This is a genomic window from Roseobacter sp. HKCC-CH-9208, from assembly GCF_037805125.1.
Lineage (GTDB): Bacteria > Pseudomonadota > Alphaproteobacteria > Rhodobacterales > Rhodobacteraceae > M30B80.
In genome coordinates, this window is record NZ_JBBLYK010000001.1 from 1,872,363 (window position 1) to 1,886,725 (window position 14,363).

General features: G+C 50.2%; 12 protein-coding genes. 7 read left to right on the forward strand and 5 right to left on the reverse strand.

Going from position 1 to position 14,363, the window contains the following annotated elements:
• Nucleotides 1-128: 128 nt before the first annotated feature.
• Together AAC621_RS09415 and AAC621_RS09420 are read right to left on the reverse strand one after the other, a co-directional pair.
• Entirely contained in the window at nt 129-1,037 is a 909-nt protein-coding gene (locus AAC621_RS09415; RefSeq protein ID WP_340254771.1) for a tyrosine-type recombinase/integrase, read from the reverse strand.
• 550 nt (nt 1,038-1,587) lie between these two features.
• On the reverse strand, nt 1,588-2,844 hold the full coding sequence (locus AAC621_RS09420; RefSeq protein WP_340254773.1) for an aminotransferase class V-fold PLP-dependent enzyme: 1,257 nt from the start codon (nt 2,842-2,844) through the stop codon (nt 1,588-1,590).
• Nucleotides 2,845-2,942: 98 nt separating this feature from the next.
• Between AAC621_RS09420 and AAC621_RS09425 the strand changes: the two genes are divergently transcribed.
• Nucleotides 2,943-4,457, forward strand: coding sequence for a malonate--CoA ligase (locus tag AAC621_RS09425; protein ID WP_340254776.1), 1,515 nt, complete (start codon nt 2,943-2,945; stop codon nt 4,455-4,457).
• On the opposite strand, the gene AAC621_RS09430 is transcribed toward AAC621_RS09425, so the two are convergent.
• From AAC621_RS09430 to AAC621_RS09440, 3 genes are all read right to left on the reverse strand, one after another.
• Nucleotides 4,454-5,374 (reverse strand): DMT family transporter, encoded by a 921-nt coding sequence (locus AAC621_RS09430; RefSeq protein WP_340254779.1) that lies wholly within the window; start codon nt 5,372-5,374, stop codon nt 4,454-4,456. The genes AAC621_RS09425 and AAC621_RS09430 overlap by 4 nt on opposite strands.
• 101 nt (nt 5,375-5,475) lie before the next feature.
• The gene (locus AAC621_RS09435) at nt 5,476-6,429 is read right to left on the reverse strand and encodes a class I SAM-dependent DNA methyltransferase (protein ID WP_340254782.1); all 954 of its coding nucleotides are present in this window, start codon (nt 6,427-6,429) and stop codon (nt 5,476-5,478) included.
• A gap of 207 nt (nt 6,430-6,636) precedes the next feature.
• Nucleotides 6,637-8,313 (reverse strand): flavin-containing monooxygenase, encoded by a 1,677-nt coding sequence (locus AAC621_RS09440; RefSeq protein WP_340254785.1) that lies wholly within the window; start codon nt 8,311-8,313, stop codon nt 6,637-6,639.
• A gap of 118 nt (nt 8,314-8,431) precedes the next feature.
• On the opposite strand from AAC621_RS09440, the gene AAC621_RS09445 reads away from it, so the two are divergent.
• From AAC621_RS09445 to AAC621_RS09470, 6 genes are all read left to right on the forward strand, one after another.
• A complete protein-coding gene (locus tag AAC621_RS09445) occupies nt 8,432-9,358 on the forward strand; it encodes an N-carbamoyl-D-amino-acid hydrolase (RefSeq protein WP_340254788.1) in 927 nt (308 codons plus the stop codon).
• Between the two features lie 100 nt (nt 9,359-9,458).
• Nucleotides 9,459-10,394 carry a dihydrodipicolinate synthase family protein gene (locus AAC621_RS09450; protein WP_340254791.1) on the forward strand — a complete coding sequence of 312 codons (936 nt, stop codon included), beginning with the start codon at nt 9,459-9,461 and terminating at the stop codon, nt 10,392-10,394.
• A gap of 34 nt (nt 10,395-10,428) precedes the next feature.
• The gene (gene hydA / locus AAC621_RS09455) at nt 10,429-11,877 is read left to right on the forward strand and encodes a dihydropyrimidinase (RefSeq protein WP_340254794.1); all 1,449 of its coding nucleotides are present in this window, start codon (nt 10,429-10,431) and stop codon (nt 11,875-11,877) included.
• Nucleotides 11,874-12,527, forward strand: a complete 654-nt coding sequence (locus tag AAC621_RS09460; RefSeq protein ID WP_340254797.1) for an aspartate/glutamate racemase family protein — start codon at nt 11,874-11,876, stop codon at nt 12,525-12,527. The genes hydA and AAC621_RS09460 overlap by 4 nt, the downstream gene beginning before the upstream one ends.
• A 239-nt stretch (nt 12,528-12,766) precedes the next feature.
• Nucleotides 12,767-13,684 carry a DMT family transporter gene (locus AAC621_RS09465; protein ID WP_340254800.1) on the forward strand — a complete coding sequence of 306 codons (918 nt, stop codon included), beginning with the start codon at nt 12,767-12,769 and terminating at the stop codon, nt 13,682-13,684.
• 34 nt (nt 13,685-13,718) lie between these two features.
• Nucleotides 13,719-14,297 carry a YdeI/OmpD-associated family protein gene (locus AAC621_RS09470; protein WP_340254803.1) on the forward strand — a complete coding sequence of 193 codons (579 nt, stop codon included), beginning with the start codon at nt 13,719-13,721 and terminating at the stop codon, nt 14,295-14,297.
• Nucleotides 14,298-14,363 lie beyond the last annotated feature (66 nt).

Sequence of the window (14,363 nt, forward strand, 5' to 3'; positions counted from 1 at the left end):
GACTCAGGCTAGTAGCCGAGTGCGTTGCCCCCGGAATTCCAACGCGCTCCCTTCTTCATTTTTTCATTTAACCAAATTCACAAAAATATCAAATGCAATCAATGTTTTTTCTGAGCTACAAAATTCTTCTACACACTTTCCCAAACGTTGTGCTCTGCCTTCTCAAGGTATCGAGCCAAAACTGCATGGGTCCTCCAGCCACCCGCACGCATTATGGCGATACTGTCGTGCCCCTGTCTCAGTAATTCCTGCGCGGCTCCCACACGAAGTGAGTGGGCGCTGAAGTCATCGACGACCCACTTGTCGTACCCGGCGACACGCGCGCTCGACTTGATAATATTTTTCACCGTGGAACCAGAGAGTGATCGATTGATCGCCACGCCGCGATAGATCGCGCAGAAGAGGGGCCCTATCTCGCTGCCGCGCCACTCCAGCCAGTCGCCCAAGAGACTGGCAGAGCGCTGCGACGTGAATGCAATCCGGCCATGACCGGACTGATCTGTCTTGGAGCGGCGCAGGATCACCTCCAGCGTGCCGTCCCGGCGCCAACTCACATCCTCGCTGCGCAGCGCGGTAATTTCTGATCGGCGCGCCAACAAGTCATAGCCGAGCGAGAGCAGGGCCCTATTGCGGAGCCCCCAAGGTGTGCCCGGCTGCATGTCGCGGAGTTCGTATAGTGCGGCGATACTGAGACCCCGAGCCTGCTTGGGCCGCGTTGGCCGCGCCCGCGCAATCCGGCGCAGGCACAATTCGACTTCTGGACTATTGGTGGGGTCAGACACTCCCGCCAGCGTGAAGACACGGCGGGCGCTGTAGACACGCCGCACGACAGTGCCATGGCACATGCCACGTTCGGCTTCATGCTCCAAGAAGTCACACACGCTCTTGGGCGACAAGGCATCCCAATTGAGGCCATGCCTCACGCACCAGTCGACTAGCGCGCGCATGTCGGTATAGTACGACTTAATCGTGGCGGGCGCGTATGCGCCGTTTAGGCGTGTGATAAAGTTCTGCCAATTATTTGGTTGGATACCCATGAAACATATTTTGAACTAAATTGGTCCAAAATGCAAGAGCAACATGAAATTTGTGCAAGCCAAATAGTTCTGGCACGTGCAGCACTCGGATTATCAATTAGAGGGCTGTCTGTGAGCACCGGAATTAGTATGTCGTCACTGAAAAGATATGAGCTAGCCGCTAAGGTCCCAACTGCTACTAAAGGGCATCTTCAACTACTAAAGTCATTTTTCGAGGCCCGCGGAATTGAGTTCGTGGGCGCGCCCGATGAGGGTCCGGGCATTCGGATTTGGCATCGAGGCGGCTAATCTGCCGCGCCTCAATCGGGGCCGCCCAGGCGCGCGTCCCACCCAGAAACCGCCCAAAACGCACAGAATTCACGCGGGGCACAGTGAAATCTTAACTCATTGAAATAATTGAAAGAAACGCGTTCCACGCGCGCGTGGCTGCGTGCTCGAAAAATTTTCCCAAAAATTTGCGCAAGACACTGAATTCATTGCGAATATAGGCGTCTTGCGCGCGCGGCTGCGTCCTTAAAAAATTTTTAGGATTTCTAAATTCCCGATAAGGTCACAACCCCTCCACAATCTCGCGCATGGCGGTGAGGAATTGTGCAACTTCGGTTTCGGTGTTGTAGTGGCACATTGAGACGCGCACGGCGGCGTCTAGGCCCAAGGGGGAGAGCACGTTGCCTGAATAATGATCCGCCTTGCGGGTATGGGTGCGGATGCCGCGTTCGCGCAGTTTGGTGACAATATAAGGCGCGGCTTGGCCCTTGACGGTCAGGCAAACCAGACCCTCGCGGGCGGGGTTATCGAGGCCACCGATGATGTCGACCTCCGCCATATCTTTTAGGCCTTTGATATTGCCAATGCCGTTGATCATGGCATCGGTGAGGTGTTTTTCATGGGCGTGGATCGCCTCGCCTGCCGCGACAATCCGCGCGCGGGGATCGGTGTGATCTGAAACTTCACCGCCGAGCCAGACAAAATAATCCACCACATCGGAAAAGGTCACATAGGCACCCGTATCGCGGGTGCCGAATTCCCATGGGTTTCCGGGCGCATCAATCAGATGTTCGTGCTTGATCGCATGCAGCCTGTCGCTGACCCAAGCCACGCCATAGCCATGACGCGAGAAGACCTTATAGGGCGAGATGACATAGCCATCGACATCATAGCTTTCGATATCAAGCCTGCCATGCGCGGCGTGCTGGATGCCATCAACGATGATGATGCAATCAGGCGCGATTTTGCGGATTTCGGCGGCAATGGCGCCTACATCCACACCCATGCCCGTGACGGGCGAGGTGTGCAGGATCGTGGCCACGCGGGTATCTGGGGTGATTTCGGGGCGATAGGCCTCGGGGCCGACTGTGCCCGTGGTGTCATCATGCGCGACAAGAATATGGGGTTTGCCCGCCACTTCGGCCCAATGGGCGGCGGCACTGCGCGAGGCGGGATGTTCCAATGTGCTGCCCAAAATGCGGCCTGCGCCCGTGCCGACAATCGCGGTTCGGATCAAGCGAAACAGCAATTCTGTGCCGCTTTCGCCGACGAAAAACTGCCCCTTCGGCGCGTTGAAAAACAACCGCATATCTGCCTTTGCTTTGTCAATCAGCGCCACAAGGGCATGGGCGGCAGGGTTGTCACGGCCTTGATTGTCAGGGATGGCGGCGAATTTGGCCGAAGTTTCGACCACAGAATTCAACGTCAATGCACCGCCTGCATTCTCGAAAAACACCCGAGGCCCTTCAAAGGGGCAGGTGTCCACATGGGCGAAGCGACCGCGAATTTCATCCAACAAACCCGATTTTTCACTCAGCATTTGACCATTTCTTTCTAGACAGTAGGGTTGCGCCTCTTAGGGCAGAGGGCGATAAAACGTCCCAAATCAGCGCGCCTATAGGAGTGAGGAAATCGCAAATGAGCAACCCCCTTTTTGACGCTTTATTGGCCCCCCATCAGGCCAAGGAGAGCAGCTTTCTCATTTTGCCTGACGGGTCAGAAATGGCACATAGCGCATTCCTTGGTTTGGCCAACCAAATGGCGCATGCCTTGCGTGCCGCCGATGTGGGGGTGGGGGATCGGGTTGCGGTGCATGTTGAGAAAACCGCGCCTGCCTTGGCGCTTTATGCGGCGTGCATCACGGCGGGTGCTGTGTTTTTGCCACTGAACACCGCCTACACGCCCGCAGAACTATCCTATTTCATCACTGATGCGGATGCGGCGCTGGTGGTTTGTGATCCGTCTGAACTGGCCGCCTTGACCCCAATTGCTGAAACCTGCAAGGCGACAATCCTGACCTTGGATGCCTCAGGGCAGGGCAGTTTGGCCCGTGCCGCGGTGCAACACCCCACGGAATTTACGCCCGTGCCGCGCGGCCAGAATGATCTTGCAGCGCTTCTTTACACTTCGGGGACAACGGGCCGCTCCAAGGGGGCGATGTTGACCCATGAGAACCTGCTGTCAAACGCGCGCGCCTTGGCCGAGGAGTGGCGCTTTACAAGCGATGATGTGCTGCTGCACGCTTTGCCGATATTCCATTCTCATGGGCTTTTTGTGGCGTGCAATGTCAGCTTATTGGCGGGCAATGCGATGATCTTTTTGCCAAAATTTGACCAAGAGGCAATTTTGCAGCTTTTGCCGCGCGCCACCACGATGATGGGTGTGCCGACCTTTTACACGCGACTGTTGGAGGATGCGCGCTTTACCCGTGACTTGGTCGCGCATATGCGGCTGTTTGTGTCTGGCTCTGCGCCGCTTTTGGCGGAAACCCATTTGGCCTTTGAGGGGCGCACAGGTCACCGCATTCTTGAAAGATACGGGATGACTGAGACGAATATGAACACCTCAAACCCCTATACGGGGGATCGGCGCGCAGGAACGGTAGGCTTCCCCCTGAAGGGGGTGGAGGTGCGTGTCTGTGATCCTGAGACGCGCCTAGAATTACCCACGGGTGAGATCGGGATGCTTCATGTGCGGGGGCCAAATGTATTTTGTGGCTATTGGAATATGCCTGAAAAAACCCGTGAAGAACTGCTTGAAGATGGGTTTTTTATCACGGGCGATTTGGCCAAGATTGACGCGGATGGCTATGTCACCATCGTGGGGCGGGGTAAGGATCTGATCATCTCGGGCGGGTTTAACATTTACCCAAAAGAGATCGAGATGTTCCTCGATGCGCAGTCAGGGGTTAAGGAAAGCGCTGTCATCGGGGCGCCGCACCCCGATTTTGGGGAAAGCGTGGTGGCGCTCTTGGTGCCTGAAGCGGAAGGCAGCATTGATTTGGATGCCATCCTTGCTGCGGCCAAGGCCGAACTTGCAGGCTTCAAGCGCCCCCGTCATTTCGCGATTGTCGAGGCCTTGCCGCGCAACACAATGGGCAAAGTTCAAAAGGCCGAGATGCGCAAAACCTATGCAGATGTGTTTCAGGCTTAGACAGGTGGTGTCGGGCGGCGTTCCAAATCTGCGCGCCGCTCGCGTGCGAAGACATACAAACCTGATCCCACGATAATCGCGATACCTAACCAAGTTAGGCTGTCTGGGAAATCTCGGAACAGGAAATACCCCACCGCGACCGATCCCGCGATTTCGAGATATTGCAGCGGCGCGATTGTAGCTGTGGGTGCCAGTTTTAAGGCGACTGACAGCAACAGATGAGAAATTGTAGCCAAGATACCCACGGCCAATAAGGCCATTATGGCAAATTCACTGGGCCAAACGGGATCTAACCATGGGTTGTTCGTGCCCTCAAACCCAATAATGAGGGGCAGGATTAACAGGGATGCCCCCAAGGCCGTATAAGCTTGAAGCGCGATTGGATGTTGGCGGTCTGACATCGTGCGCGTGAGGATCATATAGGCGGCAAATGTCACAGCCGTGCCAAGGGGGAGTAACGCCACAAACCCCAATTCCTGAAAGCTTGGTTGGATCACAAAAAGCGCACCGATAAACCCAATAACACAGGCGGTTATACGGCGCGGGCCAACCTGCTCGCCCAGCAAAAGGCCCCCCATGAGGGTTAAGATGAATGGCTCGACAAAGAAGATGGCCATAGCATTTGCAATCGGCATGTATCGAATGGCTGAGAAAAAGCAAAATGTTGCCAAGAGCAGCATCAAGCCGCGCATCAGATGCCCCACAACATCGCGCGCCGTGGGACGCATGGCGACCCCCATCATGATTGCTAAGGGGATCAAGATCACAACTTGAATCCCAAAGCGCGCCGCAACAATTTGCAGCACAGGCACTTCATTTGGGGTCAGCTTGGCCATCCCATCCATGATTGGGGCGGTGATGCAAAAGCCGATCATAAAAAGAATGCCCAAAACGGGCTTATCTGCGGTGCTGCGCATGCGGTAATCCATCGTGAGAGTGGCCCCACCAAACAGGGGCGCATGGCCCATCACTGGCACGATCAGGTGGTTTTGGGAATGATAATTTGCGGGGCGGGGATTTAGGCCATGACCTCGTTGCGATCATCATCGCGCAAGGGGGCTGGGCGGGGGGCAGGTGTTGCGAAGACGATCAACCCCATCACATCTTCTCCACGATCTTGGCGAATAGGGGCTTTGGTGATCTGCGGCGGGGCAAAGCCCGCTTGTGCCAGAAGATCGGTGATATATCCCTGTGAATGGGTGAAGCGGCGCGATGCCATCAGACGCAGGGGCGCATCCCCAGCCTCAACCGTGAAACAAAGCCGCCCTTCGGGCAAAAGCGCATCGGCGCACCACCCAATCACCTGTTCCAATGCACCGATATAATTGAACACATCCGCCGCAACGATCAGATCATAACTTGGGCCGATAAGGGCCAGTTCCGTGATATCGCATTTTTCCAGCCTGTCGTAACAGCCCTTTTCTTGCGCCTCTGACAACATGGCCGCAGAGAGGTCGTAACCAACAAGCTGCGCTGCAAGGGGCCGCAACAGAACTCCCATCAGACCTGTGCCGCATCCCAAATCCAGCGCAGCATCGGCGTGGCGTAGGCCTGCGCGCGCCAATCCTTCGGCAATCAATTCTGGGGCGCGATATCCAAGCCCCTCGCGCAGGGATTTCTCAAAGCGCGGCGCATATTGATCGAATAATGTTTCGACAAAGGCTGCGGGCATGCGGTCGGTAATGGGATCAACCCGCGCCACAAGATCACATTTCATCGCCGCGCCAAAAGGATCGCTTGGGTCAAGGGCCATGGCCTTGCGCCAAGCTGAAAGGGCCAAATCTGCTTCGCCTGTGGCCTCGTGATATTCACCCAAACGATACCATCCAGCCGCCCAATCAGGGGATAACTCAAGCGCGGAATTTAACGCCTCGATCGCACCTGCAGCATCGCCTAAATGGGCGAGGGTCTCGGCAAAAGATGCGCGCCTATCTGCCGCCGTATCGCCAGAGGAAAAGGTGTTAAACCCCATGATTTTTTAACTTTAAATCTTGGCCTAACGTCTTTGTTGCGTCCGTGGCCGTGAAACTACGGCTGAGCCCCGTAGCAAAGTCGCAGATATGTCCAGACTGCCCTGCAGTCAAGCACCTTAACACATCAAATCAAGGTATCGCTTTGGCCTTCAATTTTTGTTGTGATCTTTGGATTTGGTAGCTTGTACGCAGATGCGATTAATTATTTACGACATGCTGACGTCACGGATCATTTGAAAGCCCGTATAACCGTTCTTTGCTATATCTTCACAATGGGCGCTGTAGACATCTAGCCCGCCAGCATACGGCATGAACACACGTGGTTTTCCGGGAATATTAGCTCCCAAATACCAAGAGTGGTTTGCCTTAGGTAGCAGGGTGTTACTTGCAACTGTATTCACGTGTTCTGTCCATTGAAACATCGCTTCTTCACGAACCTCAACGGATCGAACTTTGTTAGATTCAGCGAATTGTAATAAGTCAGAAATCCAATTCACATTTTGTTCAATCGATCTTGGCATATTGGTTAAGACTGATGGGCTGCCTGGCCCAGTGACAATGAACATATTTGGAAAATGAGCTACGCCGACACCTAGGTAGGTCTTTGGTCCTTCGCGCCACGCGTCACACAGCCGAAGGCCGTTTTTTCCGACTATGTCCATATTAAGAAGTGCGCCGGACATCGCATCAAAGCCAGTGGCAAATACCATGATATCGACTTCGATCTTTGTCCCGTCCTCAAGAACCAAACCGTGCTTGTCTAATTTCGAAATCGGGTTTTCACGAACATCAACAAGATGAACATTCTTGCGATTGTAGGTTTCGAAATAATTTGTATCTATCGGGGGACGCTTTGTCGCGAATGGGTGATCGGACGGCAGTAACTTTTGGGCGGTGTCTTGGTTCCCGACAATTTCAAATATCTTTGAGCGTATAAAATCGGACATGATCTTATTTGATTGCTCGTTGAATAGAATGTCCTGAAAACTTTCGCGGAACCGAAGGCCTCCTACCTCCCAGGCTTCTTCTAAAATCTCGGTGCGTTCGTTTTCAGGTGTTTCAACTAGATTCCTTGGAGGAGCTGTCCATGGATGGCCATGCCGTGATGATAGCATCTGAGCCCTTACATGGTTTCGTTCTTTTGTAAATTTTGAATGAAAATCGGGGTGCAGTGGAGCATTTCTAGCTGGAACACTGTAATTGGGGGTACGCTGTAAGACGGTTAGCTGCTGCGCCTCTTCTGCAATCACTGGAATTGCCTGAATTCCGGTTGAGCCTGTGCCAATAATCGCTACCGATTTGTTGCGAAAATCTACGCCATCATGAGGCCATTTACCCGTATGGTATATTTGACCTTCAAATTCTTGCGCGCCATCAAAATCTGGAGTGTTCGTCGAGGACAAGCAGCCTACCGCCGATACCAGATATTTTGCTTCAATACTAAAGCCACTATTGCACTGTATTTGCCAGCATGCCGTGTCTTCATTCCACACAGCTGTTTTGACGCGTTGATCAAGATAAATGTCACGTCGCAAATGCAATTTGTCTGCACAAAAATTCAGATAGGAGAGTATCTCAGCTTGGCCTGGATATCGCTCTGACCATCTCCATTCATTCAGAATTTCGTCGGAAAAATAATAACAATATGTGTGGCTTTCTGAGTCACACCGAGCGCCCGGGTACCGGTTCCAGTACCAAGTTCCCCCAACACCAGCGCCAGCCTCAACAATAGCGGCTTTCAAGTGCAATTTATCCCGCAATAAATGAAGCTGATATAGGCCGGAAAATCCAGCGCCGATGATGAGGGCATCAAGCTGTAATTTCGATCCTTTAGCTACGGGGTGTTGATCAATCGATGTGTTCGCCATTGTCTCTTTAAACATTAGTGTTTCAGAATTTCCTCTATGAGCTAGCACTGTAACGTGACTATTCTAGTCTGGACAGAGCCAAGGCAGTTGTTGCGTTTGGGTTGAAGTTTTTGAGCTGTTCGGGAGGTGAATTATGAGAGAGATAGTGATTGGCGGCGCCCAAATGGGCGCCATTCAAAAAGCCGATACTAGAGAAGCTGTCGTGGATCGGATGATTGTTTTGCTTGATCAGGCAAAAGAAGCGGGCTGCGATCTGGTCGTATATCCGGAACTAGCTCTTACAACTTTTTTCCCGCGCTGGTTTATTGATAACCAATCAGAGGTTGATTTTTGGTTTGAAAATGAAATGCCTAATGCTGCAACTGCGCCACTTTTTGCAGCAGCGAAGAAAGCTCAGATAGCGATAAGTTTTGGATATGCGGAACGCACTCAAGATGGGCATTACTACAACACTTCTGTGCTCACTGATCGAGATGCGAACATAATTGGCAAGTATAGAAAGGTGCATTTGCCTGGGCATTCGGAATATGATCCCGAGCGCTCATTCCAGCATCTTGAAAAACGCTATTTTGAGCCTGGCAATCTTGGATTTCCAGTGTGGAAAAATTTGAATGCAAGAATGGGGATGTGTATCTGTAACGATCGCCGTTGGCCCGAAGTATATCGTGAAATGGGTTTGCAAGGTGTCGAGCTGGTGATGCTTGGGTACAATACTCCGACGGTGAATAGTCAGTTATCTGATGAAGGTATTGAGCAAAGGCTTTACCACTCTGAACTTTCGATGACTGCAGGCGCTTATCAAAATGCGACTTGGGTGGTGGGTATTGCAAAAGCCGGTTTGGAGGACGGACACCCTCTAATGGCAGGATCAATAATCGTAGATCCTAATGGTTATGTTGTTGCGAGAGCTTCCTCTGAGGTCGATGAACTTGTTGTTCATGCTTGTGATATGGATGCTTGTACCTTTGGTAAAACAACAATTTTTGACTTTGGCCGGCATCGTCGTATCGAACATTATCAACGGATAGGCACACAAGCTGGTGTAGTTACAAATGACTGACCAAAAGCATTGCACGCTCAGAATAAGTCGTCTGAGTTTGAGAAGGCGTTGCGTGGGTTTGGGCGTCTGATGACTAGAGAAGGATATTGGAGCGGTCAAAATGGCTGAAAAGATTAACAGACATTCGCGCGGCGTATTTATCATTTCCGTTACACCATTCTCGAAAAACGGAGCGCTTGATTTAGAAAGCGCTGACCGATTGATCGAGTTTTACATCGAATGTGGTGTAACCGGCATGACCATTCTCGGTATAATGGGCGAAGCTCAAAAACTATCAGCGCAAGATGCCATCCAGTTCTCCAAGCATGTTTTGGATCGTGTTGCAGGTCGAATTCCCGTTGTGGTTGGCGTATCTGGCGCTGGTTTGGGGAACCTATCTGACCTGACTAAATCCGTCATGGATGATGGTGCTGCGGGTGTAATGGTAGCTCCCATGCCTGGTCTTGTGCACGAGGTTAAATTAAAAAACTACTTTGGTGAAGTTTGTAAGGCTCTAGGGGATGATGTCCCTATTTGCCTGCAAGACTACCCACAGACAACAGGCGTTAATTTTAGCGTAGAAACAATCCTCGATTTAACTCGCACTTACGCACAAATCGTTATGCTAAAACATGAAGATTGGCCTGGACTAACTAAACTGTCACAGGTTCGCGCTCAAAGTGGCACTGACGATACGCCGAGATTGTCTATTCTAACGGGAAATGCCGCTTTATTTCTTCCTCAAGAACTTCAGCGCGGAGCTGATGGAGCAATGACAGGTTTTGCCTACCCTGAAATGTTAGTGAACGTGGTAAACCGGTATCAAGAAGGTGACTTAGATGCAGCTGAAAACCTCTTTGATGCTTACTTGCCTTTAGTGCGCTACGAACATCAGCTTGGTATCGGCTTAGCTATACGCAAGGAGATACTATTCCGTCGAGGTGTAATTGAAAGTCCTACTGTACGAGCTCCTGGTCCTGCGCTTAGCGATGTCGACCACGCCGAGCTAACGCGTTTAATAGAGCGCCTGAATGTAAGATTGTCTGAACTGCAGTAAAATATTTTCAATATAATTAGGTCTGGAGAAAACGGTGCAGCATGATTTGGTGATAAAGGGCGGTAAAGTTGTCACCGCGTCCGAAATCTTCGTTGCTGATGTTGGCGTTTCGGGTGGTAAGATTGCCACATTGGGTAGCAATTTGTCGGGTGATGAGGTCATTGATGCTACCAATAAACTGGTAATGCCAGGCGGAATCGAAGCGCATTGCCACATCGCTCAGGAGAGCGGCATGGGCCTCATGAGTGCTGATGACTATGAAACTGGATCAATATCAGCGGCGTTTGGTGGAAATTCTTGTTTCGTACCGTTCGCAGCTCAAAAAGTTGGTCAGAGTGTTGCTGAAACGCTTTCTACCTATGACGGCAGGGCTTCAACAAAATCAGTTATCGACTACTCTTATCATCTCATACTTACCGATCCGAATGCAGACGTTCTGGCAGAGCTTCCCGGCGTCTTTGAGAGGGGGATTACCTCTTTCAAAATTTTCATGACTTATGCGACCCGAGTCAGTGATGCGCAAATACTTGATATTATGACCATGGCGCGACGCTACGGGGGCCTTACCATGGTCCACGCTGAAAATCATGACATGCTCACGTGGATGTCCTCTGCTTTAGTGGAGAATGGCTACACCGATCCCAAATTTCACGCTCCATCGCGCCCAGCTATAGCTGAAGAAGAAGCAATCAATCGTGTAATAAGTTTAGCCAAGCTCACAAATGCCCCGTTGATGATTGTTCATGTTTCGACACCGAAGGGCGCCGCCTTGGTTGCTGAAGCGAGATCTGAGGGTGCATACATCTTTGGTGAAACTTGTCCGCATTACCTATTATTGACGCGAAATGATCTAGATCGCTCCGGCAAGGAAGGAGCAAAGTACATTTGTTCGCCGCCACTTCGTGACAAAAATACGCAATCAATTTTGTGGCGTCATGTCGCTGCTGGAACGTTTAGCGTTGTGTCATCGGACCACGCCCCTTACCGGTTCGATGATACGGGTAAGTTTGCCAATGGGCCGGATGTCGATTTCCGCAAAATAGCGAACGGAATGCCAGGTATTGAGATGCGATTGCCAATTCTGTTCTCAGAAGGTGTGATGAAGGGCCGAATTAACCTTAATCAGTTCGTAGCTTTATCATCTACTAATGCGGCTCGATTGTATGGCATGCACCCTTTCAAAGGGACAATGGCCATTGGTGCAGATGCTGACATCGCGATATGGGATCCAAACCTCACGAAGGTGGCTGGTGAGACGCATGATTATGTGAATTATAATCCATTTGAAGGGATGGAGATTACAGGTTGGCCAGTGACTGTTCTTACAAGGGGTCAAAAGATTGTTGAGAACGATAAGCTGATAGCTAATCCAGGTGATGGAGTATTTGTCAAACGGGGTCGTACCGATTTGTCGGGCTTAACCGGAACGCATTTGCCAGAAACTGATCCAATATACAATTTTGGAGCAAATATTTTTACATGAATGGTCCGATAGTAGTAATTAATCCAAATTCGAATGAATTGGTTACCGATGGCATAAGGGATGCGTTGAAGGAATTTAATCTGCCCAAAAGTCCCTCAATTGAGTGTGTGACTTTGAAGGAGGGGCCGTTCGGAATCGAAAGTCAGTTGGATTCTGATAGTGTGATTATCCCGTTAGTTAATTTGGTACAGTCCCGAACGGATGCGGGGGCTTTTGTTATAGCTTGTTATTCAGATCCAGGTCTTCACGCTTGCCGATCAATTACCAAAAAGCCTGTTTTTGGAATTCAAGAAAGTGGAGTGTTGAGCGCACTAGCTCGCGCAGATCGCTTTGGAGTTATCGCAATCTCAGACGCCTCCATACAACGTCATTGGCGAGTTATGGCAAGGATGCAAGTTCTTGATCGGCTGGCCGGTGAATTGCCATTGAATATGAGCGTTGATGAAAGCGCACGGGGCACTAAAACGCTCGAAAAACTTGTGAATGTGGGCGGACTTCTGAAAAAACAGGGCGCTGATGTGCTTGTATTGGGGTGTGCTGGAATGGCAACGCACCGAAAAAAGGTAGAAGAGGCGCTTGGAATACCTGTGATTGATCCAACTCAAGCAGCTGTAGCATTGGCTATGGGAGTTTTGCTCTCAAACGCATAAGCAACTGTACAATCCGTAAGTGTTCATCCGCGATCGTCTTGAGAAAATTGTTATTTTGTTAGTGGACAAGTGATTAATATGGTCTGTTTAAGTTCTATGATTTCTCATGGAAATCCCTAATGATTGATCAGTCAACCATGCTAGCTAGGACGGCTGTGCGTTGTTGAATTTACAATGAAAACTTTGTGATGTGTCTGTGGAAGCTAGTAATTTTATAAATAAAAGAAAAGTGGTGAAATTTGACTAATAAAATTGGGATTGTTTGGGCAAATCAATCCGCATCGTTAAAAAGTATTTTTTTGATGATAGCATCCACTTTCTTTGCTGCGACGATGCATGTTCTTGTAAGGATTAATACCGAAGACTTGCACGCCTTTGAGGTCGCTTTTTTCAGGAGTCTATTCGGGTTTATCGTGATTTTACCGATGATAGTTCGATCACGTTTTAAGTTTCTAAAAACGACTAAGTTACGGTTACACCTTGTCCGTGGTCTCTTAAACACAACTTCAATGCTAATGTTCTTTTCTAGTTTAGGATTGATTACGTTAGCTCGCGTTAATTCGCTAAGTTTCACAGCCCCAATCTTTTTGGCGATATTAAGCGTGATCTTCTTGGGTGAGCGCTTCCGGATCTATCGTTGGATGGCAATTGTCATGGGTTTCATAGGAATGCTCATCATTCTTCGCCCAGGTTTGTTGGAAATTGACACTGGTTCGATATTGGTACTTGCGTCAGCGTTTTTTTGGGCTGGATCAATGCTATTTATTAAAATCTTATCAAAAACTGACGATAGCTTGACCATAGTTTCTTGGATGGGCGTCACCACGATCATTTTATCGTTTATTCCAGCTATTTTGGTTTGGAAAACCCCAGATTTTAATCAACTTGTTTGGTTAGTCGTTATTGGATGCTTGGGATCTGCCACTCAGCTCACCCTTAGCCAGGCATTCAAGGAGGGGGACCCAACCTTATTGATGCCTTTTGACTATGTTAAGTTAATTTGGGGAATTGTATTCGGGTTTTGGCTCTTTGGCGAAGTCCCAGATGTTTTCACTTGGATCGGTGGAACTATAATTTTTGTCTCAGGAGTGCTCATTGCTATGAGAGAAAAGAAAAGTAACGCGAAGCCCACACGTGCATCGACCTCAGTGGTTTAATAGTATCCGATGAAGCGTCATGGTCAGTTAAGCAATGGACGCCCGAGATAAATTCGAGACATTGGAAGTCAAATCAGCAAATGAACTGTGCGATTGGCTAATTAAACATTACGCTCAATCTGAGAGTGTTTGGTTAGTGACATGGAAGAAAGCTGCGAACGCCCCTTACGTGTCTCGGGATGAGATTCTCGATCAGCTTATTGCGTTCGGCTGGATGGATGGCATCAGGCGACAGCTTGATGAAAAAAAGACTATGCAACTTATTTCACCCCGCAAGCAGCAAGCATGGGCGAAATCCTACAAGGACAGAGCAGAGCGATTGGAGGCCAGCGGTCAAATGCACGAAGCTGGCCGTGCCGCGATAATGTTTTCAAAGCAGAGTGGTCTCTGGAATGACACCGATGAGGTGGATGCGCTGATTACTCCAAAGGATTTGCAGGATGCGCTTTCTGCCAACGAAGTAGCTTGGCAATTTTTTGGTTCGTCTGCACCCAGCTATCGCCGAAACGTTCTTCGGTGGCTTCACGCTGCGAAACGTAAAGAAACACGCGCTGGTCGAATTTCCAAAATCGTTGCGCTGTCCTCTCAGTCCGTGAAAGTGCCAAAGCTTTAACAAACAAATGAAAGCAATGCGTGCGCGGGCGGGAGCAAACACACTGCCACTCGCGTTGGATGTTGG

Bases quoted from the DNA above. Each gene is read 5' to 3' on its own strand.
- AAC621_RS09415 (WP_340254771.1), bottom strand. From the start codon at position 1,037: ATGGGTATCCAACCAAATAATTGGCAGAACTTTATCACACGCCTAAAC.
- AAC621_RS09420 (WP_340254773.1), bottom strand. From the start codon at position 2,844: ATGCTGAGTGAAAAATCGGGTTTGTTGGATGAAATTCGCGGTCGCTTC.
- AAC621_RS09425 (WP_340254776.1), top strand. From the start codon at position 2,943: ATGAGCAACCCCCTTTTTGACGCTTTATTGGCCCCCCATCAGGCCAAG.
- AAC621_RS09430 (WP_340254779.1), bottom strand. From the start codon at position 5,374: ATGCGCAGCACCGCAGATAAGCCCGTTTTGGGCATTCTTTTTATGATC.
- AAC621_RS09435 (WP_340254782.1), bottom strand. From the start codon at position 6,429: ATGGGGTTTAACACCTTTTCCTCTGGCGATACGGCGGCAGATAGGCGC.
- AAC621_RS09440 (WP_340254785.1), bottom strand. From the start codon at position 8,313: ATGTTTAAAGAGACAATGGCGAACACATCGATTGATCAACACCCCGTA.
- AAC621_RS09445 (WP_340254788.1), top strand. From the start codon at position 8,432: ATGAGAGAGATAGTGATTGGCGGCGCCCAAATGGGCGCCATTCAAAAA.
- AAC621_RS09450 (WP_340254791.1), top strand. From the start codon at position 9,459: ATGGCTGAAAAGATTAACAGACATTCGCGCGGCGTATTTATCATTTCC.
- AAC621_RS09460 (WP_340254797.1), top strand. From the start codon at position 11,874: ATGAATGGTCCGATAGTAGTAATTAATCCAAATTCGAATGAATTGGTT.
- AAC621_RS09470 (WP_340254803.1), top strand. From the start codon at position 13,719: ATGGACGCCCGAGATAAATTCGAGACATTGGAAGTCAAATCAGCAAAT.